Annotated in this window: 14 protein-coding genes and 1 tRNA gene; 9 read left to right on the top strand and 6 right to left on the bottom strand. The window is 69.0% G+C overall.

All coding sequences use genetic code 11. From position 1 onward, the window contains the following. Positions 1-205: 205 nt before the first annotated feature. The 4 genes from pyk (at position 206) to OOT08_RS16640 (ending at position 5,680) form a co-directional block, all read left to right on the top strand. Positions 206-1,663, top strand: coding sequence for a pyruvate kinase (gene pyk / locus OOT08_RS16625; protein WP_325093941.1), 1,458 nt, complete (start codon positions 206-208; stop codon positions 1,661-1,663). A 137-nt stretch (positions 1,664-1,800) separates the two neighbouring features. Beyond that, positions 1,801-3,417, top strand: a complete 1,617-nt coding sequence (locus OOT08_RS16630; RefSeq protein ID WP_325093942.1) for a PucR family transcriptional regulator — start codon at positions 1,801-1,803, stop codon at positions 3,415-3,417. Positions 3,418-3,547: 130 nt separating this feature from the next. Next, positions 3,548-4,888 carry an MFS transporter gene (locus OOT08_RS16635; protein ID WP_325093943.1) on the top strand — a complete coding sequence of 447 codons (1,341 nt, stop codon included), beginning with the start codon at positions 3,548-3,550 and terminating at the stop codon, positions 4,886-4,888. A gap of 57 nt (positions 4,889-4,945) precedes the next feature. Then, on the top strand, positions 4,946-5,680 hold the full coding sequence (locus OOT08_RS16640; protein ID WP_325093944.1) for an enoyl-CoA hydratase/isomerase family protein: 735 nt from the start codon (positions 4,946-4,948) through the stop codon (positions 5,678-5,680). A gap of 49 nt (positions 5,681-5,729) precedes the next feature. Here OOT08_RS16640 and OOT08_RS16645 read toward each other — a convergent pair whose 3' ends face one another. Beyond that, positions 5,730-8,243, bottom strand: a complete 2,514-nt coding sequence (locus OOT08_RS16645; RefSeq protein ID WP_325093945.1) for a MucBP domain-containing protein — start codon at positions 8,241-8,243, stop codon at positions 5,730-5,732. A 519-nt stretch (positions 8,244-8,762) separates the two neighbouring features. Further along, positions 8,763-9,377, bottom strand: a complete 615-nt coding sequence (locus tag OOT08_RS16650; protein WP_325093946.1) for an ANTAR domain-containing response regulator — start codon at positions 9,375-9,377, stop codon at positions 8,763-8,765. Between the two features lie 39 nt (positions 9,378-9,416). Between OOT08_RS16650 and OOT08_RS16655 the strand changes: the two genes are divergently transcribed. Beyond that, positions 9,417-9,499: transfer RNA gene (locus OOT08_RS16655), tRNA-Leu, on the top strand. Between the two features lie 100 nt (positions 9,500-9,599). On the opposite strand, the gene OOT08_RS16660 is transcribed toward OOT08_RS16655, so the two are convergent. Beyond that, entirely contained in the window at positions 9,600-9,953 is a 354-nt protein-coding gene (locus OOT08_RS16660; RefSeq protein WP_325094022.1) for a hotdog fold thioesterase, read from the bottom strand. 223 nt (positions 9,954-10,176) lie between these two features. Here OOT08_RS16660 and polA point away from each other — a divergent pair, with 223 nt between their 5' ends. The 4 genes from polA to OOT08_RS16680 all read left to right on the top strand — a co-directional run bounded on the left by polA (position 10,177) and on the right by OOT08_RS16680 (position 19,694). Further along, on the top strand, positions 10,177-12,804 hold the full coding sequence (gene polA, locus OOT08_RS16665; protein ID WP_325094024.1) for a DNA polymerase I: 2,628 nt from the start codon (positions 10,177-10,179) through the stop codon (positions 12,802-12,804). A gap of 516 nt (positions 12,805-13,320) precedes the next feature. Continuing rightward, a complete protein-coding gene (locus OOT08_RS16670) occupies positions 13,321-15,102 on the top strand; it encodes an Ig domain-containing protein (protein ID WP_325093947.1) in 1,782 nt (593 codons plus the stop codon). A gap of 258 nt (positions 15,103-15,360) precedes the next feature. Continuing rightward, complete coding sequence (locus OOT08_RS16675; RefSeq protein ID WP_325093948.1) at positions 15,361-17,445, top strand: Ig domain-containing protein; 2,085 nt, start codon at positions 15,361-15,363, stop codon at positions 17,443-17,445. A gap of 161 nt (positions 17,446-17,606) precedes the next feature. Further along, positions 17,607-19,694, top strand: coding sequence for an Ig domain-containing protein (locus OOT08_RS16680; protein WP_325093949.1), 2,088 nt, complete (start codon positions 17,607-17,609; stop codon positions 19,692-19,694). Here the strand turns inward: OOT08_RS16680 and lfrA are convergent. From lfrA to pdxR, 3 genes are all read right to left on the bottom strand, one after another. After that, the gene (lfrA, locus tag OOT08_RS16685; RefSeq protein WP_325093950.1) at positions 19,691-21,211 is read right to left on the bottom strand and encodes an efflux MFS transporter LfrA; all 1,521 of its coding nucleotides are present in this window, start codon (positions 21,209-21,211) and stop codon (positions 19,691-19,693) included. The two genes, OOT08_RS16680 and lfrA, sit on opposite strands and share 4 nt — an antisense overlap. A 152-nt stretch (positions 21,212-21,363) precedes the next feature. Then, positions 21,364-21,963 (bottom strand): TetR/AcrR family transcriptional regulator, encoded by a 600-nt coding sequence (locus OOT08_RS16690; RefSeq protein ID WP_325093951.1) that lies wholly within the window; start codon positions 21,961-21,963, stop codon positions 21,364-21,366. A 63-nt stretch (positions 21,964-22,026) separates the two neighbouring features. Beyond that, positions 22,027-23,493 (bottom strand): MocR-like pyridoxine biosynthesis transcription factor PdxR (pdxR, locus tag OOT08_RS16695; protein WP_325093952.1); only part of this gene is annotated, 1,467 nt, incomplete at its 5' end.

Consider the following 23,493-nt stretch of genomic DNA (forward strand, 5'->3'; position numbering starts at 1 on the left):
AACCGCTCCGAGCACCCCGGCATCGAGACCTCGGTCTACCGCCCCGGCCGGCAGAGCCCCGAGGCCGCGATGGCCGCCGAACTCGCCGAGTCCGACCAGGTGCACCGGGTCGCCGATCTGCTTGCCGAGAAGCACGCGGGGACCGGTTCCGATCCGCGCTAAGCTCCGCCCCGCTCATCGCTCGCACCAACCTGAGGGAACACCCATGAGACACGCAAAGATCGTCGCAACCTGGGGACCGGCCGTCTCCAACTATGAAAACACCCTCCGCCTCATCCACGCGGGCGTCAACGTCGCCCGGCTGAACATGTCGCACGGCTCCTACAACATTCACGAGGGCGTGTACCGGAACATCCGCCGTGCCGAGGCCGAGGTCGGTCGCCCCATCGCGGTGCTTGCGGACCTGCAGGGCCCGAAGATCCGTCTGGGCCGCTTCGCGGCGGGCCCCTACCAGCTCGAGGTTGGGGACCGCTTTTCGATCACGACCCGCGACATCGTCGGCGACGAGACCATCTGCGGCACCACGCACCAGGGTCTCCCGGGCGACGTGAACGTCGGGGACCCGCTGCTGATCGACGACGGCAAGGTGCTGCTGCGCGCTATCGAGGTCACCGCGGACACCGTCGTGACCGAGGTCGAGGTGCCCGGCGCCGTGTCCAACAACAAGGGCATCAACCTGCCCGGCGTGGCCGTCAACGTGCCCGCCCTGTCCGAGAAGGACGAGGAGGACCTGCGCTGGGCCCTCACGCTGGGCGCGGACTACATCGCGCTCTCCTTCGTCCGCGACGCCCACGACATCGTCCGGGTGCACGAGATCATGGCCGAGGAGGGGCGACGCCTGCCCGTCATCGCGAAGATCGAGAAGCCGCAGGCCGTCGAAAACCTCGAGGCCATCATCGACGCCTTCGACGGCATCATGGTCGCCCGCGGCGACCTGGGCGTGGAACTGCCGCTGGAGCAGGTTCCGATCGTGCAGAAGCAGGCCGTTGAGCTCTGCCGCCGGATGGCGAAGCCCGTCATCGTTGCCACGCAGATGCTCGAGTCCATGATCGAGAACCCGCGACCCACCCGGGCCGAGGCCTCCGACTGTGCGAACGCCGTCCTCGACGGCGCGGACGCCGTCATGCTCTCGGGCGAGACGAGCGTCGGCGCGTACCCCATCCAGACCGTCGAGACGATGGCCCGGATCATCCAGTCCACCGAGGAGCACGGCCTGGAGCGCATCGAGAACATCGGCACGGTGCCGCGCACCCAGGGCGGCGCGCTCACGCTCGCCGCGAGCGAGGTCGCCGACCTCATCGGCGCGAAGTTCATCTGCGTGTTCACGGAATCCGGGGACACCGTTCGCCGGATGAGCCGCCTGCGCAAGCCGCTGCCGATCCTGGGCTTTACGCCGTCCTTCGACATCCGGCGACGGATGGAGCTGACCTGGGGCGCCGACAGCTACACGGTGCCGCGTGTGGACAGCACGGACGAAATGTTTGCCCAGGTGGACACCGTGCTCATGTCCTCCGGCCGCGTGGAGCTCGGCGACACCGTGCTCGTCATCGCCGGATCGCCTCCCGGGGTGATCGGCTCGACAAACACCCTCCGGGTGCACCGGATCGGCGAAGCAACGGGTATGCTGGCTTCAGCAGGTCCGCGCACCTACCCCAAGCGGTAGGACGCGGTCCGCTCCGGGCGGTGTCGCGCCGCCCGGGGCATCCGCCCCCCAAACGCGCGACGTGGGCACAATGGCGTGCTTGCGTCGCGACATCCGTGCCGCCGAAACCCCGGCCCAGCCTGCCCCGAGGAGCCCGGATGACCGATCAGCTCCGAGCGGCGGACCCGATCGTTGAGCGCCTCCTGCGCAGCCTCGGCGCGGAGCAGGCAACGCTCGTTTTCCCCGGTGGCGCCCCCCTTCGGCCGCTGGAACACGTGCTCATCAGCGACGAGGCCGACCGACCCGACTCCGGGCCGGGCACCCTCGTACTCCTCCTCGGCGCGCAGGGCCAAGCGGCGCTCCGGCAGCTGCGCTTCTTCGCCGAGGGCGCGCCAACCGCGATCGCCGTGAAGGGCGATGCCGAGGAGCTGCGGGGGATCGCCGCGGCGGTGCTCCCCGCGGAGACCGCCCTGATCGCCGTGCACCCCCGGACCCGGTGGGAGCACGTCGCGCGGGTCGCGCGGGAACAGATCGCCGCGGCGCAGCCGAGCCCCGCCGAGCGCCCCCGAGAGCGCGAGCACGACCTCTTCGCGGTGGCCGAGGCCACCGCCGCCCTCGCCGGGGGGCCGGTCATCATCAACGACGGCTCCGCGCGGCTCCTGGCCTTCTCCGCCGACACCGACGGCGTCGACGAGATGCGGCGCGCCTCCATCCTGGGCCGCCAACCCACCGCCGAGCACCGGGCCCTGCTGAAACGCTGGGGCGTCTTCGCCGCGATCCGGGACTCGGAGACGCCCGTGCACCTGGATCCGGACCCCGCGACGGGGGTGCGCCGCCGGGTCGTGATCGGCATCAACGTCGGCGATCAGCACCTCGGGCATCTCTGGGTGCAGGAGGGGGAGCGACCGCTCTCGCCCCAGATCGACCGGGTGCTGATCGGGGCGGCCCGCCGGCTCGCCGATGAGTTGGTGCAGCGCCGGGACGCCCGCTCGAGCACGATCCGTCCGGACCTCGTCGCCGGGCTGCTCGGCGGCGGGGACCGCCTGCGCAGCGCGGCGCACCAGGCCGGCCTCGACCCGGAGCGCCCGGCGGCGATCGTCCTGGTGCACGCCCCCGGCGGCGGCGAACCCGGCGCGGCCGCCCGGCTCCAGCGCAGCCAGGTGCTGAACCTGATCGCGATCCACGCCGCCGCCTTTCGGCGCGACGCCATTGTCGGGCCCCTCGGGACGCACATTGCCCTGGTGGTGAGCGGGATGTCCCAGGAGCGCCAGGCGGCAGACCTCGTCCGACGGCTCGAGGACATTGTGCGCGACCTGGAGGCGCACACGGGCGTGGACGCCCGGGCTGTGCTGGGCGCCGTGGCCCCGAACCTGCGCGAGCTCGGTGCGACCTTTCCGGCGGCGGAGCGGGGCCTTGCGGTGCTCGCGGAGCCGGGTCGCCCCCGCGTCGCGCGCGTCGAGGAACTCGCGGCCCCGATCGCGCTACGCGAGTGCCTCGACCTGCTCGGGGACTGGGCGCCGCAGCATCCGGGCCTTGCGGCGCTGCTCGCGCATTCCGGGGCGCTCGCTCCGACGCTGCTCGCGCACCTGGAGCACTTCGGCGATGTCTCGGCCACGGCCGCCGCGCTCGGCGTGCACCGCAACACGGTGCAGTACCGGATCAGGCGCGCGGCGGAGCTTGCGCAGCTGGATCTCGGCAGCGCGGAGGACCGACTCCTCGCCCAGCTGGTGCTGCGGCTGGCGGAGAACCGGGGCGCGCTGCCCGACCTTGGCTGATCCGACAAGCCCTCGCGTTCAATTTGTGCGAGATGCCGAAAATCCTGCGGCTCGCGCTCCCTAGGCTGAGATCAGGCCCCCGGTTCCGGCGCGGCCGATCCGTCCCCCCTCCTCAACGAAGAGAGCCCGCATGACCCAGACCCCCGCCGCGCCGCGCACCCGCGTTCGCCCCAGCGGCCAGAGCCCCACCCCGACGCAGCTGCGCCGGGTGGCCCTCGCGAGCAGCATCGGCAGCTTTGTCGAGTGGTACGACTTCTACATCTACGCGACCGCGGCCGCGCTGATTTTCCCCCAGGTGTTTTTTCCCGAGTTCGATCCGCTCACGGGCACCCTGATCGGTTTCGCAACCTTCGGGGCGGGCTTTGTGGCCCGGCCCATCGGCGCAGCGGTCTTCGGGCACTTCGGTGACCGCCTCGGCCGGAAGAGCATGCTCATTATCACCCTGCTCATGATGGGGATCGCGACGACCCTCATGGGGTTGCTGCCCTCCTATGACCAGGTGGGCGTGCTCGCTCCGCTGCTGCTCGTCGCGCTGCGCCTCGTGCAGGGCTTCGCGGTGGGCGGCGAGTACGGTGGTGCGATCCTGATGGCCACCGAGAGCTCCCCGGACGGCAAGCGTGGCCGCTACGTCGGTATCGTGCAGGCCGCCGTGCCGCTCGCGCTCGTCGTGTCCAGCGCCATCTTCCTGCTCCTGAGCGGCGTGCTCAGCGACGCGGCTTTCCTCGCCTGGGGCTGGCGGGTGCCCTTCCTGCTCAGCATTCTGATGGTCGGGATCGGCTACTACATCCGCTCGAAGGTGGACGAGAGCCCCGTGTTCCGCGACCTGCAGCAGACCGGCGAGGTCGTCGCCCTCCCCGTGCTGGAGGTGTTCCGCAAGCACTGGTCGTCGATTCTGCTCATCATCGGGTCCTACCCGGCGGGCGCGGTCACCTTCTTCCTGATCAACACGTTCAGCATCACCCTCGGCGTGCAGAGCGGCCTGAGCAAGGAGTCGATGCTGCTCGTGACCCTGAGCGCGAGCGTGCTGATGACGGTGCTCGTGCCGGTGTTCGGGGCGCTCTCGGACCGCGTCGGCCGCCAGCGCATGTACTTCCTGAGCCTCATCGTGATGTCGGCGGGCGCGTTCCCGCTGTTCGCGCTGCTGTCCACGGGCTCCCTGCCGCTGGCCATGCTCGGCTATGTCCTGCCCGCCGTCGGCTGGTCGATGTTCTGGGGGCCCGTCGCCGTGCTCTACTCCGAGATCTTCAGCGCGAAGGTGCGCTACTCCGGGCTCTCGATTGGCTACATGCTCGCCACCCTGATCGGGGGAGCGACGCCGCCGATCATCGCCACGGCGCTGTACGCGAGCACCGGATCCTGGGTGCCCGTCTCGATCTACATGCTCGCCGTGTTCCTGATCGGTGCGGTGTCGATGACCATCCTCACCCGGCGTTCGCTCCGCAGCGCCGCCTCCGGCGAGCCGCCCCGGTAACGCAGCGCCGAGCGCAGCAACGACCCCGATCCGCCCCAACCCGAGAGCCTTCCGCACATGGACCAGCACCGTTTTACCGCCATCACCCTCACCGTCACGGAGGGGTCGGCGACCATCTGCTTCTCCCGCCCCGACGTGCACAACGCCTTCGATCGCCGCCAGCGGGAGGAGACGGTCACCGCCCTTCGGCTGGTCGCAGCCGATCCCTCCGTGACCGCGCTGACCCTGACCGGAGCGGGTGAGGCCGACTTCACCTCCGGCCAAGACCCGGCGGAGCCGGTCGCCCCCGAGGAGGCCGCCGCCTGGATGGCGGAGTGGGGCGTCCTCTACGAGGCCGTGCTCGCGCTCGACATCCCGGTGCTCGCCGCGATCAACGGCTTCGCCGCGGGCGCCGGGCTGCAGGTCGCGCTGCTCGCGGATGTGCGCATCGCTGCGGACGATGCGCGCCTCACGCTGAACGAAATCGACAAGGGCATCCCGGTGATCACGGGCACCGAACTCCTGGCGCCGCTCACCTCGCAGTCGCTCATCCAGGACATGGCGCTCACCGCGCGCGTCCTGACCGGGCGAGACGCCCTGTTCGCCGGAATCGTGAGCCGATCCGTGCCCCGCGAGGACTTTGCCGCGGCCGTCCGTGAGCTGGGACAGCAGCTCGCGGCGGCCGCGCCGGAGGCCGTGCGATTAAACAAGGCCTGGTGGCGCGCCCGCCGCGGCGAGGGCCTGGGATTGGCCCTCGCCGAGGGAGCACGGGCCCATCCGCTCGCCTACGCGGCGTGGGCCGAGCGCGGCTGAGACCGTTGTGCCGGGCACGGGGGCACGGGAACCCCCGTGCCCCCGCTCCCTACTCGGCCGCGCGGCGTCGCCCGGCGAACAGGATGATCCCGCCCGCGAGGAGGAGCGCCGCGAGCCCGGCGAGCGCGGTCGGCCAGAGCACCGAGGCCCCGGACTCCGCGAGCGGGTCCTGTCCGTCGCCCGGCGGGGTCTTCCCGGCCGGGGGTTCCGTGGGCGGCGTGACCGCCCCGTCCGCCTCGTAGACATAGGTCACGCGGATCGGCTCCGTGGCGAAGACCCCGGTGGGCTTGCCCTCAACCCGGACGAAGGAATAGCCCGGAAAGGACTGCTGCTTCGTCTGGTACGCCGCCCCCACGGTGCCCGTGTGGGTGATGGAGTCGCCGATCTTGGCCCCCGCGGTGTCCACGTAGTCGGCGACAACCCTGCCCGTCTCGGTGGGCGGTGCGTCCTGCTTCTCGTAGTGGTACCGGACCGTGCCCGGCTCCGCGGCAAAGGCGCCGTTCGTTTCGCCCTCAACGCGCACGAAGTCGTAGCCCGAGAACGTGAGTTGCTCGGTGCGGTACGGGTCCCCGATCGCGCCGGTGAGCGTGATGGCGTCCCGAAGTGCCGTGCCCGCCTCGTCCAGGTATTCGACGCGCACGGTGCCGTCGGTGACGGGCGGCTCCTCGTCCTCCCACTGGGCATAGAGGCGCAGGTTTCCCGCGGGAATGATGATCTCACCCGCGGGGTAGGCGGTGCCACTGCCGTCGGCAGCCGTGTTCCACCCGACGAAGGTGCTGCCCTCGGGGGCCGTGGTCGGCGCGGGCTCCGTGCTGACGCCGCTACCGATCGCGCCAACGCTCCAGACGAGCGCCGCGTCCGGGCGCTGTACGATCCGCTGACCGTCGAAGGGAGCGGCAACGTAGTCGGCCCAGTCGCCGCCGTTGGGGTCGTAGCGGATGAAGGCCTGCTGGAGGGCCCCGGCATCGGCCGGGTCGTCCACGGGGAAGCCGCGCTGATCGACGGCGACGCCCTCGGCGGCGGGGCCGACCCCGTCCGCGAGCCCGGTGAGGAAGGACTCGTCGCCGGGGTGGAACAGGAACGTGCCCGGGTTTTGCGCGTATCCCGTGCGCGGATCACCCGCGACGATGCCGCTGGCGTTCTGGGCGGGAGCCGCCGCGTCGTCGCCGAGCACGGCGAGGCGGTTGATGACGTCCAGGTCAATGCGCGTGCCGTTGTCGATGCCGACGTTCGTCTCGTGGATATCCCCGCCGCCCGGCGTCTCGACGCCCGCGGTTGCCGAGATTTGCCGGTACGAGTTGTTGAGTGCGGAGTTGCCGTTGCCGTCGAGCACATCGTTGCCAACCAGGAGGTTGTGCGACATGACGAGCGGTTGCGCGGGCAGGTAGTTCCCGTCGCCCACGGCGGAAACCGCGCCGCCGCGCTGGGGCCCGAGGAGCCAATTCCCCTTCTCCGCGATGTTGTTCACGAAGGTGTTGTGCTTCAGGGTCAGCGGCGTCCCGAAGGCTTCGATTGCGCCGCCGCCGCTGCTGTCGTCGTATTTGGTTTGCAGGCCCTGGGCCCGGTTGTCGAAGAAGGTGCTGTTCGTCACCGAGGCGGTCGAGCCGTTCCCCGACTGGATCAGCAGGGCCCCGCCCTCATCCGCGGCGGTGTTGCCCTGGAAGGTCGTGCCGGAGATGGTCGTGACCCCGGTTTGCTGCCCGGTGATCGGCCGCTCGGAGACGGCGATTGCCCCGCCGTCGTGCATGGAGCTCTGGTGCTCGGAGAACGGCACGGAGTTCCCCGTGAAGAGGCTGTCGCGAACGGTCAGCTCCCCGTCCATCTGGTGGAAGGCGATTCCGCCGCCGCGGTTGTTTGAGACGTTGCCGGAGAACACGGAGTTTTCCACCGTGAGCGCCGTTTTTCCGACGGCGCGGATCGCGCCGCCCGAAAAGCCCTCCTGGGTGCCCCAGTTCTTGTGCAGCGTGCTGTCGGTGATCGTGGCGGTGATGCCAGCGGGCAGCCCGATCGCGGCGCTGTAGGCCGCGCGGTTGCCGAGGAAGCTGGACTGGGCAACGGTGAGGGTGCTCACCCCGCCGAGGCCCAGCCCGGAGGCGCCGTCGGCGCCCGAGAAGGTCGAGCGTTCGACGGCGACGGTGGCAACGTCGCTGATCATCACGCCGCCGCCGGGGATGCCGCCGGCCTGGCCCGAGGGGTCCGCGGGGTTCGGTCCCTCGAAGACGAGATCCGTGATCGTGACCGTCTGGCTGCGGTCCCCGGTGAGGTTCAGGTGGAAAGAGGGCGCGCCGCTTTCCTTGGTGACCGTGGTGCCATCGCCCGTGAGTGTCAGCTGCACCCCGGACGGGATGGTGATGACCGGCGTTGCGCCAACGGGGGCGAAATCGCTCGCGAGCGTGATGGTCGATGGCCCGGCGGGCAGCGCCTGGATCGCGGTTTGGAGCTCGCCCACGTTCGCGACCGTGGCATCGGCCGCGGACGCCGGGGCGCTGACCCCGAGGACGCCCGCGACGAGCGCGAGGCTGAGCCCCCCCGCAAGCCAGGTCGGTTTGGATCGTTGATGCACAGGATTCCCCCTTGTGTTTCTGGGTGTTGTCCCGCGTCAGGCAGCAGCGGCTGCCCGTCGCGGTGCCGGACACGGGTTGCGGCGCTGAGCCGTGCTTCGTCACGAGTCGCTGGCCGCGCCGCCCCTCGCGGCGCGCCAGGGTCCGGAGCACACGCGTCGGCCCGGCCGACGAACGCACGCGCGCGGTCCGCGGCCGGTGCCGCGCCCTGACCGCGCCGTGTTCGTGTGCTCACGGTGCTCGTGAACGCCCCCATGACTCATTTCCCCCTGACCAGCTGGTTGGATTCGGAGGCCGTCAGTCCGGAATCCCGGGAGTGTCCGACAGGTTCCTCCAAGAAACACACTGATTGCATATTGCAGATCCGTCAAGAACCCTGTCACTGATCTACATAATATGCCTCATTTTTTGGAGATTCCGTGCATCCGCTTCGCTCGATGGGGCGCGTCACCGCGGGGGACCGCAAAAAACGCCCCGGCCGAGTGGCCGGGGCGTTCCTGGGTGGGGTGCGGGGGAGCGGTTTAGCGCTCCTTCTTTGCCTCGCCCAGCTGGTCGATGATGGTCTTCGCGACGTCCTGCATCGTGAGGCGGCGGTCCATCGAGGCCTTCTGGATCCAGCGGAAGGCGTCGGGCTCGGAGAGGCCCATCTTGTCGTTCAGGATCCCCTTGGCGCGGTCCACGAGCTTTCGGGTCTCGAAGCGCTCGGCGAGGTCGGCGACCTCGGACTCGAGGGCGACGATCTGCTGGAAGCGGCTCAGGGCGATCTCGATCGCGGGGAGCAGGTCGTTCGGGGTGAAGGGCTTCACCACGTAGGCCAGCGCGCCGGCCTCGCTGGCGCGCTCCACGAGCTCCTTCTGGCTGAACGCGGTGAGCAGCACCACGGGGGCCAGGTGGTTCTTGTTGATGCGCTCGGCCGCGGAGATGCCGTCGAGCTGCGGCATCTTCACATCCATGACGACGAGGTCGGGACGCAGCTCCTCGACGAGGGCAACGGCGGTTTCGCCGTCGCCGGCCTCGCCGACCACGTCGAAGCCGTTGTCACGGAGGATCTCGACGATGTCGAGCCGGATCAGCGACTCGTCCTCGGCAACGACAACGCGGCGCTTGGTGCTTGGGGTACTGGTCTGGTCATTCACAATGTTCAGTCTACGGTACTGTTGGTGTGGTTGTGCTGAGCCGGATTGGCGGAATGGCAGACGCGGAGCACTCAAAATGCTTTGTCCTTACGGGCGTGTGGGTTCAAGTCCCACATCCGGCACAATTTCGGGAGGGGATCTTCCCAGCTTGGCGAGGCCGCCCCGGCGAGTCTTCGCCCGCGGGGCACCCGACCCGAGGGGCGGGGCTCCGCCGCGGCGGGGTTACGCCCGCGTGATGTCCCGCATCATGTTCGTGATGCGCACCGTGGAGCAGCGTCGGCCCGTCTCGTCCGTGATCACGATCTCGTGCACCGTGAGCGTGCGCCCCAGGTGGATGGGCACGCACACCCCGGTGACGGTGCCCGAGGTTGCCGAGCCGGTGTGCGTGGCGTTGATGTCCACGCCAACGGCCACCTTGCCCTCCGGCGCGTGCAGGTTGGCGTGCATCGAGCCCAGGGTCTCGCCGAGCACGACGTAGGCCCCGCCGTGCAGGAGCATGACGGGCTGGGTATTGCCGAGCACCGGCATCGTTGCGACCGCGCGCTCGGCCGTGAACTCGGTCATCACGATGTCCATCTTGTCCGCGAGCGCGCCGAGGCCCCGCTCGGCGAGGAACGCGGCTGCATCGGATACTCGGTCCCCCCGGGTCGCCTGAATCGGGCGTTCGGCGGGCTGCTTCGGCTCTGACATGCACAATCCTCGGGCTCGGCGGCTCGCGCGAATGCGCGCTCCGGTGTGGGCAGCGTCACCCGTGGCGAGTAGGCTGGGGGACGTGTCGAATACGTCTCAGCCTACTCTCATGATCATCGACGGCCACTCGCTGGCCTTCCGGGCCTTTTACGCGCTCCCAGTCGACAGTTTCCAGATTCAGAGCGGCCAGCACACGAACGCCATCCACGGCTTCATCGCGATGCTGATTAACCTGCTCAACAACGAGAAGCCCGATGCGCTCGCGGTCGCCTTCGATATCTCGCGGCACTCGTTCCGCACGGAGGAATACCCCGAGTACAAGGGCACGCGCGGCGAGACCCCGCCCGAGTTCAAGGGGCAGATCCCGCTCCTGCAGGAGACCCTGCACGCGATGGGGATCACGACCATCGAGAAGGAAAACTACGAGGCGGACGACATCCTCGCGACGCTCTCCCTGCGCGGGGCCGAGGCCGGGTACCGGGTCCTCGTCGTCTCCGGGGACCGCGACACGATCCAGCTCGTCGATGACCGCGTGACGCTGCTCTACCCCTCGAAGCAGGGCGTGAGTGAGCTGACCCGCTACGACGCCGAGAAGGTCATGGAGCGCTACGGGGTGCGTCCGGAGCAGTATCCCGAGATCGCGGCGCTCGTCGGGGAGACGAGCGACAACCTGCCGGGCGTGCCCCGGGTGGGCGAGAAGACCGCGGTGAAGTGGATCAACCAGTTCGGCTCGCTTGAAGAGATCCTGCGTCGGCAGGACGAGATCGGCGGCAAGGTCGGCGAGAGTCTGCGGGAGAACGCGCACCTCGCCGAGCGCAACCGCCGGCTCAACCACCTGGTGCGGGATGTGGAGCTCGACGTCGAGCTGGCCGATCTGACCCGCGAGGCGATGGACATGACCGCGGTGGCCGAGGCCTTCGCGAAGCTCGAGTTCCGGACGCTGCTGCAGCGGGTCGGCAAGCTGGAGGGCCACGACTCCGTGGCCCCGGCCAGCGCCGAGGCCGCCGCGCCGCTCACGCCGACCGCCCCCGTCGCCAAGCTCCTGCTGGACGAGGAACTGGAGCAGTGGCTCGGGCAGCAAAACGGCCCCGTCGGGGTGCGGCTGGAGGCCGTTGCCGACGAGCTCTCGGTGGGTCTCGCCACGGTCACGGAGTCCGTCGAGCTGAGCTGGAAGCTCGGCTCATCCGACTACGCGCCGCTCGTGGCCTGGCTCGGTTCGGACGCCCCGAAGGTGTTCTGGGATGCGAAGCCGCAGCTGCACCTGCTCGCCGAGGCGGGGGTGCCCGTCGCCGGGATCGCGGGGGATGCGCTGCTCGCTGCGTGGACCGTGCGTCCGAACGCGCCCGAGAAGACCCTGGCCGAGGCCGTGTTCCGCTACCTCGGGGAGCAGGTTCCCGAGGGCGACCCGAACCAGCTCGTCCCCGAGGAGGGCTCCGTGGCGGGGCCCGGGCTTCTCGCCTGGTACACGCTCCGTGCGCACGAATCGATCCGAGGCCGCTTTGCGGGGCACACCGCGGCGGTCTACGACGAAATCGAGCTCCCGCTGTTGCCCGTGCTCGCGGCGCTGGAGGGGCGCGGCGTCGCGATGGACGCCGAGATGCTGACCTCGCTGAACGCCGAGCTGGGGGAGCGCGCCGCCGGGCTCGCGAAGACCGCCTACGAGCTGATCGGGCGCGAGGTCAATCTCGGCTCGCCCAAGCAGCTCCAGGAGGTGCTCTTCGAGGAGCTGGGCATGCCGAAGACGCGCGCCACGAAGACGGGGTACTCGACGGACGCTGCCTCGCTCGCCGATCTGCAGGCGAAGAGCCCGCACCCCTTCCTCGGGACGCTGCTGAGCCACCGCGACGCGACGAAACTGCGTCAGATCGTCGAGGGGCTGGAGAAGGCCGTCGCCGACGACGGACGCATCCACACGACGCTCATGCAGATTGGCACGAGCACGGGTCGGATCTCCTCGACGGAGCCGAACCTGCAGAACATCCCCGTGCGCACGGAGGAGGGCCGGCGGATCCGCGAGGCCTTCACGCACGCGGCCGAGTTCGAGACGCTGATGACCGCGGACTACTCGCAGATCGAGATGCGGATCATGGCGCACCTCTCGGGCGATGCTGGCCTGATCGAGGCCTTCCAGGGCGGCGAGGACCTGCACCGCTTCGTGGGCTCGCGCATCTTCGGGGTGACCCCGGCCGAGGTCACGAACGAGATGCGCGCCAAGGTGAAGGCGATGAGCTACGGCCTCGCCTATGGGCTGAGCGCGTTCGGGCTGTCGAAGCAGCTGGGCATCAGCGCGGCCGAGGCGAAGCAGCTCATGACGGACTACTTCGACCGCTTCGGCGGGGTGCGCGACTACCTCCGTTCCGTCGTGGAGCAGGCGAAGGCCGACGGCTACACCGAGACGATCTATGGTCGCCGCCGTCCCTTCCCCGACCTGGCGAGCCCGAACCGGGTGCTGCGGGAGAACGCGGAGCGCGCCGCGCTCAACGCCCCGATCCAGGGCAGCGCGGCCGATATCATCAAGCGCGCGATGATCGTGATCGAGCGCGAGATCGCCGCCGCCGGGCTGAAATCCCGGATGCTGCTGCAGATCCACGATGAGCTCATGTTCGAGGTCGCCCCGGGGGAGTGGGACGCGCTGGAGGCGATCGTCCTCGACCGGATGTCCTCGGCAGCCGAGCTGTCGGTGCCCCTTGAGGTGCACGTGGGCCGCGGCGAGAACTGGAACTCGGCCGCGCACTAAGCCGCCCCGAAACGCCCCGGACCGAGCACCGCTCGGCCGGGGCGTTTTCGCGTGTCGGCGGCGGGGCGACGCAGCCGAGAAAGGGACGGCTCGGCCTGGATGTGAATCTTCGCCAGGGGTCGTGCACATGAGTTATTCTCAACTCACGATTCTTCGTGCTCCACCATCGGCACCTTCTCGGCGGGGAAGAAGACAATGCGAGTATCCAGAGCACACATCTTTGGGCGCAGAGCTGGCCTTGTGCTGGGGGCAACGATTGCGCTGGCGCTGTTCGCCCCGGTGGGGATGACCGTGGCCGCTGCGGAGGGACCGCCGCGTTCTCGCGTGGCATCCCCGACGCCCTCGGTCACTGAATCAGGGCTGGTATATCTCGCCCCGGAGATGCCGGACGCCGTCTCGGCCCTGACCTTTACCGAAGACGGAGAGGCCGCGTACGGAGTGGTGGCAAGCCCAGGGAACGCAGCAAGATTCCTCGGAGTTGCACGCTACAACACCGCGTCGGGCTCGGGAACTCCGGTGATCACGCACCCCGACGGCTGGGAGCCAGCGGACACCGCGTTGCTCAGCTCGGACTCAGCGCGTCTGGGTCTCATCGTGCACCGAAACAACAAAACGGAGTACGGCATTGCTCTGATGGGGTCGGATTCCGCTGAGATCACCATCACACCCTTCTCCGCCCCCGATCTCGCGCCGGCCCTTGCTGATAAGGCTTTCGGGGCGACGCTGAGCTCCGACGGCAGCGACGTTCTGTTGACGGGCACCGCAACGGCTGCCGACGGAATCCTGTTATGGGTCGTGGATACGCAGACGGGACATGATGTTGCACGAACACCGATCTTTGCCAACCCGGGTGGTATCTTCGAGAGCTCACACGCCTACGCGAGCCCAAACGGCACAGACATTGTCCTGATCGCCACTGAGGACACGAACTATGAGACGTTTTTGGTGACCCTCAGCGCGGACGACTTCACGAAGAGGTATTCGGTTCCGTTTACGGGAGACATCAACATCCCCGTGTTTCGGGAGGACGGTTCGGCCCTGTGGCGGAAAACCTGGGACCATAGCTTTGGCTTCGACCTATCACTCGTGAACACGGCCAGCGGGGACGCCGAAGCCGTGATTGCGCGCCCGACGCACCCCGTGCGTCCGGACCCCTTCCTCATGGACACGGCAAACAATCGCTTGTTTTTTCATGGCCACAATGGTGATGAGGCCGTTGAAACCGGTTCCTTCAATCTGGAAACAGGGACGGTTGCCTCCCTCATTCCGTTTACCTCAGCATCAACCCCGGGGCGAGAACCAACCGTCCAGGCGGGAACCGGTGACCTGCTGCTCATGGGGGAGTATGTGGGAGAGGGGGATAAGCCGAGTGACGGTCCTCGCTCCTTCATTCTGCAGGCCCCCTCCGCGACAGACCCGGTCAACCAGCCCGGCAGCCCGGGCAAGGAGGTTGTGTTTACCTCGAGTCTTCGTGGCATCACCCCGGAGGGCGGTCCCGATGCGAATTTCCGGTGGCAGGTCAGCGCCGATGACGGTGCCACCTGGGCGGATGTTGTTGCGGACGCGGAGCACGTGGTTGACTTCGATACGTTGACCGTGACGGTGACGCCGGAGACCCTGAAGCAACAGTACCGGGGGCTCGTTTCGAGTGCGTTCTGGGGTCGCGGCGAGCTGCTCGACGACGGTTCCGTCCGGTCCGGGCAGACCGCGGCGGCCCGGATCATCTCGGATGGTACGTTGGCGATCACGACCGAGACGCTGCCCGCGGGGAAGGTGGGCGCGGCCTACGGCCCGGTCACCGTCGAGGCGTCCCAGGTGTCCGGGGCCTCCGCGCTCACCTGGTCGGCCACGGGCCTGCCGGAGGGGCTGGTCATTGACCCGGCCACCGGGGTCATCTCAGGCACCCCGAAGGTCGCGGGCGACATGGAAGTCACCGTGACGGCCACCGACGACACCGGCACCGTGTCAAAGACGTTCACGCTCTCCATCGCGGAGAAGACGAAACCGCCCGTGGTCACCGAGCCCCCGGTGACGACGAGGCCGCCGACCGTGACCGATCCGCCGGTGACGACGGATCCGTCGCCGTCCGTCACCGTGTCTGGCAAGCCGGGCTCGGGCACGAACGGGAGCGGCACCGGGAGCGGCCTGGCGAGCACCGGTGACGGCCCGCCCGTGGCGCTGCTGTGGGCCGGGGGAGCGGCGCTGCTCGCTGGAGCAGGTTTGCTGCTCGCTCGACGTCGATTCCGGGTGGAGCAGGCTGGAACAGACAACACCCGGAGCTATGTATGTCTGATGTGAGAGACCTGCCTGGGTCGGACGGGAACGTGCGACTCAGGCAGGTCTCTCACTGCGCGGGCGGACACCCTGCTGAGGCACACTCTTGGCTCAAGGGACACGTTCCTCTTTGCGAAATATTCCCGGCGAACGAAACACATCGATCACCGAGAGACCAGACGCGCAACCTCTCCATCTTCTTCCGTCCGTCCAGGTATCTGTCTAGGGTGGGAGTGTTGCGCGCAAGGGAGTCGCAGCGCTATTTCTCTGGGGGGAGAGTTGATGAACACCAAGCATGTCGCTCGAACACAAAAGATATTGGGTCTCATATTGGGTGCCGGTCTCACGCTCTCAGTCGCGACGGCCATCACCGCTGTTCCACAGCCAGCGACTGCGATATCTGAGAGCGTCACGGCCGATTCCTTACCCCAGCAGGTCGCTCCGGGCGGGATGGTCTATAAAACACTCGAGGCTCCTACGTTCACCGGTCCATTTCAATACACGAGTGACGGCACGGCAGCGTATGGCTTCGGAGGAGAGAGCGACGAGTACCCGGAGGAGTGGCAGCTGCTTCGCTACGACGTCGCAACGGATGACCTCACACCTGTCGCTGCCCTGCCGGATGGCTGGGCAGCCCCCAGTTACCCTGAGCTGTTCCCTGCACAGGATGGCCCGGTCGGGCTGCTCGTGCACAGAAATGATTTTTCCGAGCACGCCATCGCACTCCTGGGTTCTGCCCCGGGTGATTTCACGATTACGGAGCTGCACGATGCCCAGATGCTCGCAGGTGATGCCTGGGGAGCAATAGCCAAAGGCCTGAATGCGGACGGAACGCGACTGTTTGTTCTTTACTGGGATGCGGCTTCGGGCTCCCGGATTGCGGCCTACGACACCGCGACGGGTGAACAACTTGCAGACAGCCCCACCAGTGGTGTGGAAACCGATGAGGGGGGCTTGAACAAACTTTTTGTCCAGCAACAGGGCTCCGAAGTTATCGTCACGACCGCAGACGACTATGACAGGACAGATCACATCGTTCGGCATGACCAGGACACACTCGAGCAACTGGGGATCATCAACCAGCACGAAGACGTCGTTTCCTCCTTCATGAACGATGAAGAAACCGGGGTATGGCAGGCAAACGGAACCGTGCTCACGTTGACCGACATCGTGTCCGGAGCAACGCTGGAGAGCGTGCCAGGTCCACAAGACATTCCTGATTTGATACGCATGACACCGTTTGCAGAACGCAGGAGCGACGATCGGCTGTTTGTACTTCCCGTTTTGGACGGCGGAAAAGAAGACATTCGGAGCAACATGATTTCTGTCTCGCTCACGGAAAGCCAACGGGTTTTTCAGGCCCCGTTTATCGTTTGGGACCCCTCGATGAATCCCGAAAACGGAGACATGATTGCTCCCGCGAAGTATCCCTCAGACGAGGAAGAGAACGCCGAGGCGTATCCGCTCCGCGTGTTGCTGAACCCGACGGCCGCCGACCCGAGCAACCAGAACGGGAGCGTTGGCGACGTGGTGGAGTTTTCCTCGGAGACGCGGGGGATCACCGCCGAGGGCGGTCCCGACGCGAATTTCCGGTGGCAGGTCAGCGCCGATGACGGTGCCACCTGGGCCGATGTTGTTGCGGACGCGCAGCACGTGGTTGACTTCGATACGTTGACCGTGACGGTGACGACGGAGACCCTGAAGCGGCAGTACCGAGGTTTGGTTTCGAGTGCGTTCTGGGGTCGGGGCGAGCTGCTCGACGACGGTTCCGTTCGGTCCGGGCAGACGGCGGCGGCCCGGATCATCCCGGATGGGTCCCTTGCGATCACCACGGAGACGCTGCCCGCGGGGAAGGTGGGCGAGGGCTACGGCCCGGTCACCGTCGAGGCCTCGCAGGTATCTGGGGCGTCCGGGCTTTCTTGGTCGGCCACGGGCCTGCCCGAGGGGCTGGTCATTGACCCGGCCACCGGGGTCATCTCAGGCACCCCGAAGGTCGCGGGCGACATGGAAGTCACCGTGACGGCCACCGACGACACCGGCACCGTGTCCAAGACATTCACGCTCTCCATCGCGGAGAAGACCAAACCGCCCGTGGTCACCGAGCCCCCGGTCACCACGACGCCGCCGACCGTGACCGATCCGCCGGTGACGACGGATCCGTCGCCGTCCGTCACCGTGTCTGGCAAGCCGGGCTCGGGCACGAACGGGAGCGGCCTGGCGAGCACCGGTGACGGCCCGCCCGTGGCGCTGCTGTGGGCCGGGGGAGCGGCGCTGCTGGCCGGGGCCGTGCTACTGCTCGCGCGGCGAACCGTTCGGGGGAAGCAGGCCCGCGCGGAGGGGCCCGCCGAGCACGAGAACGAGGAGTGACGACCGGCCCGGGGCGCGCGGGTGCGCGCTCCGGGCCGGTCCTTCGTCTCGCCGTTGCGGACCCGCGAAGCTGAGAATATCGGGCGCGACGGTGTCACTGTGCCTATCCTGTGTCAGAGGCGCGGCTTCCGCGCCGTACGGCATTCTCTGGGGGGAGACGTATGTTTGCTGGTGTCAACTCATCACGGTTTCGACGGTCCACCGCGGCCGCTCTGGGCGCGGGGGTCGCGCTGACGCTCCTGGTCCCGGCGCTGGGGGCCCACGAGCCCGCGGCGGCCGCGCCGCGCACCGGGGTGCTGACCGCGGACGCGAATCCGCCGGAACAGGTGACGGAGACGGGGATCGTGTATCAAGAAATCGAGGCACCCGAATCCCTCAGCGAGATGACGTACACGGGTGATGGCACAGCCGCGTACGCGGTCTCGGGGCGGAGGATCTGGGGACCCTTCGATTCGATCGGAAGGCTCGACACGGCTACCAACGAGGTCACCGGGGGCATCGTGCTTCCCGATGGCTGGGTGCCTGCGGAGGGATACTTCCTGCCCACGAAGGGGGAGCGGCTTGGCCTCTTGGTCGAACGAAACAATGAACAAGAATTTGGGATCGCCCTGGTTGGTTCGGACCCGGATGCGTTGACGATCACCGCCTTCGCCGACCCGGAGCTGCCCGGCCTGCTGAGAAATGGTCTCTTTCAGGAGGCACTCTCGGATGACGGAACTCGGCTCTTCTTGGCCGGGAGGGAGCCCATCGGCTTAAGGGTGATTGACACGTCGAGTGGTGAGGAACTCGCCCATACGACGCTGAGTGATGCCGAGACGCCGGGCTTCGAGTTTGCCAGCGGCCCCCACCTCAAACGCAATTCCTCAGAAGTCCTGGTCTCCTTGGACTCGTATGGCTCCGGGGAGACCCGCTTACTCCGCTACGACAGCACGTCACTTGAGCGATTGGGCGGCGTCAACACACCCGCGTCCTTCGAGAGCACCCTCTTTACGGAAGACGAAACCGCACTCTGGGGAATCGGCCCTGGGGTTCATGCGGTCCTGATCGACGTGGTCTCGGGCCACATCCAGAAAACCATAGCCCTGCGGGAGCAGACGAGACTACTGCACCCCTTCGCGTTCGACGAGCAGAACGATCGCCTCTTTTACAATTCGCCCGGAGAAGACGAGGCCTACCGGTCAGGGTCCGCGAGCCCAACGACCGGGCTGTACTCCGGGGGCACCTCGTTCTATGGCTATGCCCCGGCAGTTTCCCCGACGAGTTTCCATCCGATCACGGGGGATCTCCTGTTTTTCTCCAGCGAGAATGAAAACCACGGCGATACCTCCGCGCAGCGGCTGTTGATCGCGCCCTCCGCGGCGAACCCGGAGGACCAAAAGGGCGGCATCGGGGACACCGTCACCTTCGCTGCCCAGACCCGCGGGGTCACGCGCGCCGGGGGCGTCGACGCGAACTTCCGCTGGCAACTCAGCACGGACGGGGGCGAGACCTGGGCGGACCTCCCGGATGATGCCGAGCACACGGCCGACTTCGACCGCCTCTCGGTCACCGTCACCCCCGCGACGCTGAAGAACCAGTACCGTGGCCTCGTGTCGAGCGGATACTGGGGCCGGGGTGAGCTCACCCCGGAGGGCACGATGCGCTCCGGGCACACCGAGGCCGCGCGGATCGTGCCGGATGCCGTCCTCGCGATCGTGACCGAGTCGCTGCCCGCGGGCACCGTGGGCACGGACTACGGACGATTCCCCATCGAGGCGACGCAGACCCCCGGGGCGGCCCCGCTTGCGTGGTCCGCGGTCGGGCTGCCAAAGGGACTCAGCCTGGACCCGGCCACCGGCGTGATCACGGGAACCCCGACGGAATCCGGCACCCACCAGGTCACCATCACCGTGAGCGATGACACCGGCACGGTGTCGCGCACCTACCTCGTGGCGGTTGCCCCGAAGGAGAAGCCCCCCGTGATCACGCCAGAGCCGCCGGTCACGACGACGCCGCCGACGGTGACCGATCCGCCGGTCACCACGGGCCCCTCGCCGAGCGACCCGGCCGGGCCGGGCACGGTGCCCACTTCGGCCGCGGGCGGCAGCGGCACGGGCTCCGGCCTGGCGGCGACCGGCGCCGGAGCCGGGCTGCTCTGGGCTGGCGGGGCGGCGCTGCTCCTCGGCGCGGGCGTCCTGCTGCTGCGACGCCTCCGGCCACGCCGGGAGCGCGGCGCGGCCGGAGCTGCCGGGGGAGGCGAGCCGCGCTAGCGGACCACCCGCCCCGTGGAGTGGCCCCGGTTTGCCCGGGCCACGATGATCGCCGCGATGAGGGTGCCGAGCCCAGCGATCAGCGCGGTCGGCAGGATCCCCGAGTCGAAGGCGAGGAAGGCGGAATCGAGGAGTTGCTGGGCGATGCCGCCCGGCAACTCCTCGGCCACGGAGGTGGCCCCCGCGATCGACTCGCCCGCGTCCTTCGCCTGGGCGGCGCTCAGGCCGTCCGGCAACACGATGTTCGCGCGGTAGTTCGCGGTGAAGATGGTGCCGAGCGTCGCCGTGCCGACGACCGCTCCCAGCTCGTAGGCGGTCTCGGACACGGCCGAGGCCGCCCCGGCCTTCGCCGGCGGCACCGCGCTCACGATGGTGTCGCTCGAAATCGTCTGCGACATGCCGACGCCGAGCTCCAGCACGACGAAGGACGTGATGATCGCGACCACGTTCAGGTCGTGGCGGAACAGGATGATCATGAAGAAGCCCGCCGAGATCAGGACGAGGCCCACCATCATGAGCTGGTGCGGCGCGAAGCGCTGGGCAAGCTTCACGACGAAGAGACCCGCGAACACCGAGCACACCGCGCCCGGGAGCATCACGAGCCCCGCGTGCAGCGGGCTCAGGCCCAGCACCAGTTGCAGGTGCTGGGTCACGAAGAACATGAAGCCGATCAGACCCGCGATCGAGAGGAAGTTTGAGATGACCGAGGACGTGAAGGGCGCGTAGCGGAACAGGCCCATGTCCAGCATCGGGGTCTTGCTCCGATTCTGGCGGCGCACGAAGAGCCACCCGGAGGCGATCCCGACGACGAAGGCGAGCACGGTCAGGACGTCGAGGCCCTCGTGCGCCGCGGTCTTGACCGCCCAGACGATGGGCAGCATCATCGTGAAGGTGAGCAGGATACTCAGCGGGTCGACGGGGCCCGGGTTGGGGTCCTTCGACTCGGGCAGCAGCCAGCGCGCAAAGATGAGCAGCGGCAGGAGCAGTGGCACCGCGATGAGGAACACCGAACCCCAGCGGAAGTGCTCAAGGAGGACCCCGCCGAGGATGGGGCCGACGCTAGAACCGACCGCGAAGCCGGACCCCCAGATCGCGATGGCGAGCCGGCGATCGTTGTCGTTCAGGAACATGTTCCGCAGGAGCGACAGGGTGGACGGCATGAGCATCGCCCCGAAGACGCCGAGCAGGGCGCGGGCGGCCACGAGGGCCTCCGCGCTGGGGGAGAAGGCCGCGGCCACGGAGACGACCCCGAAGCCGACCGAGCCGATCAGCAGGATGCGGCGGCGGCCGATGCGGTCGCCAAAGCTGCCCATCGCCACGAGCAGGGCGGCGAGGACGAGGGAATAGATGTCTACCATCCAGAGCTGCGTGCTCGCGGACGGGCGGAACTCCTCAGCGATCTGGGGCAGAGCGAAGGTGAGCACCGTGTTGTCGACCGAGATGAGGAACACGGGCAGCATCAGGACGACGAGGCCGAACCAGGCGCGGCGGGGGGTGACGGGTGGGCTTGCGTTCATGCGGGTGCGGCTCCTTGGCTGCGATGGGTGGGCCGGGAAACCCGGCCGGAGGCTCGTGGGGCTCGGCGGCTGCCGAGCGAGGGGCGCTGCCCCGGGAATGCGGTGGACCGGACCCCCGCTGTTGCGGCGAGGCGGGCCCACGGGTCTGCGGCTTAGGCGGCGGAGCCGTCGTCCTCGTCCGGGGAAATCAGCCCGCCGACGAGGGTGGACATGATCGCGTCCACCACCTCGTGTCGGGGGCGGCCGTCGAGTCGGAACGACTCCCACCCCGCGGAGAGGAGGGACCAGAACGCGCGTCGCTCCCAGCCGGGAGGGCCCGGGGGTCGTCGCGCGGAGGCCCGCTGGAGCGCCGAGACGACCGCCTCGTCGCCCGACTCGACCTCCGCGAGGAGGTCGGCATCGCTCAGGATCAGCGGGGATGCGTAGATGACCGCGAGGATCGGACCGAGGTCGAACTGGCGCTCCACCACCCGGCGCAGGGCGGCCACGGGCGGCCCGCTCTCGGGCTCGGCGAGTTCGATCGCTCGGTTACTGAGCGCGTGGACGTGCCGCACGAGGGCGCGCATGAGGTCGTCGCGCTCGGGAAAGTACCGGTGCAGGGTGCTCCGGCCAATGCCGGCCGCCTGGGCGATCGCGCTGAGGGGCGCGTCCGGCTCCGCCGAGAGGCAGGTCACCGCGGTGTCGAGGATCGCCTGGCGGGTGCGCGCGCGGGTGGCGCTCTCCGCGCTGGAATCGATTTTGGGCTCTGACACCGGAAAAGGCTAACACGGGCGACGATAATCTAACAAGAGTGTTAGTTTATGGTACCTGGTGTCTCATTCTTGGTCGCGGGCATCCGCCCGGCACAGCGCGGCCAGCGCGCGGAGGGCCGCGTGGAAGGCGATCTCGTCCGGCCCGCCCAGCCCGATCACCAGCCCCCGCTCGGCCCCCGGTTCCGGCGTGTGCTGCCAGTATCCGGCGAGCCCGCGCGCGCCCAGGCCGGCGGCGTCGCTCGCCGCGAGCACCCGCTCCTCGGCCCGCCCCTGTTCGGCGGGCGCCGCATCGATGCCCAGGGTAATCACGGCGTGCAGGCCGCCGCTCATCGGGCGCGCCCGCACCCCAGGGATGCCCGCCAGGGCGCGGAGGACGGCGGCGCGGCGCTCCCGGTAGCGCCGTCGCATCCGGACGGTGTGCCGTCGGAGCTCCCCGCTCGACAGGTAGGACGCGAGGGCCTGCTGGGTGATCCCGCTGACGGGGCTGCCCAGCTGTTCCCGCACCGGGCGCACGAGCGCGCTCAGCGGGGGCGGGGTGAGCAAAAAACCGGTGGCGAGGGCGGGGGAGACCGTCTTGGAGAAGGTGCCGAGCGTGGCCACGACGCCGTTCGCCGGGTCGTCGAGCGCGGCGAGCGCCGGGAGGGGCGCGCCCGATTCGCGCAGCTCGGAGTCGTAGTCGTCCTCGACGATGATGACCCCGCTGCGCGCCGCCCAGTCAAGCAGGTCTCGGCGGCGCTCCAGAGAGAGGGACCCCCCGAGCGGATACTGGTGGCTCGGCGTCACGATGAGCAGCTGGAGCCCGTGCTTCGGGAGCGCGGCGGGGTCGAGGCCCTGCTCGTCGACGGGGAGGGCGACGATCTCGGCCCCGTGGCGCTGCGCGACCCCGCGCAGGGAGGGGTAGCCGGGGTTCTCGACGCCGACGGTCACGCGGTGCCCCCGGCTGCTACCCAGCGCGGTGAGCAGCAGCCCGAGCCCGTCGCGGGCCCCCGCGGTGACGGTGATGTCCCGGGCCGGGCGATCGGTGCCGCGCATGCGGCGCAGGTGCTCGGCGATTTCGGCGCGCAGCCGTTCGTCCCCGGCGGGCGGCACGGGTCCGTGGGCGGAGCGGGCGGCCTCCCGCCAGGCGGCACGCCAGGCCGGGCTGTCCACCGTGTCGGTGAGGGGGGCGCCGGGGGAGAGCGGCCCCTGCGTGGCGGAGCCCCCCGATCGAGGTTCGGGTTCGCGCGGGACCGGCGGCAGCGCCGGAAGGCGCCGCGCCGCGTCGCCCAGCCGGGCGTTCACCTCGGTGCCGCGGCCCTGGACCGCCGTGAGGTAGCCCTCGGCGATCAGCTGATCGTAGGCCGTCAGGACGGTCCCCCGGGAGACGCCGAGCCGCTCCGCGAGTGCCCGCGTCGCGGGCAGGCGCTCCCCGGGTCGGAGCGTGCCGTGGTCGATCGCCTGGCGGAGCTGCTCCACGAGTTGCGCGGGCAGGGGGCGCTCCCCGCCGCGGCGGAGACTCACGGGCGGAAAGGCGTCCCGGATCCCGGCCGA

The sequence above is a fragment of the Leucobacter sp. M11 genome, assembly GCF_035726885.1.
Taxonomy (GTDB): Bacteria; Actinomycetota; Actinomycetes; order Actinomycetales; family Microbacteriaceae; genus JAPFRB01.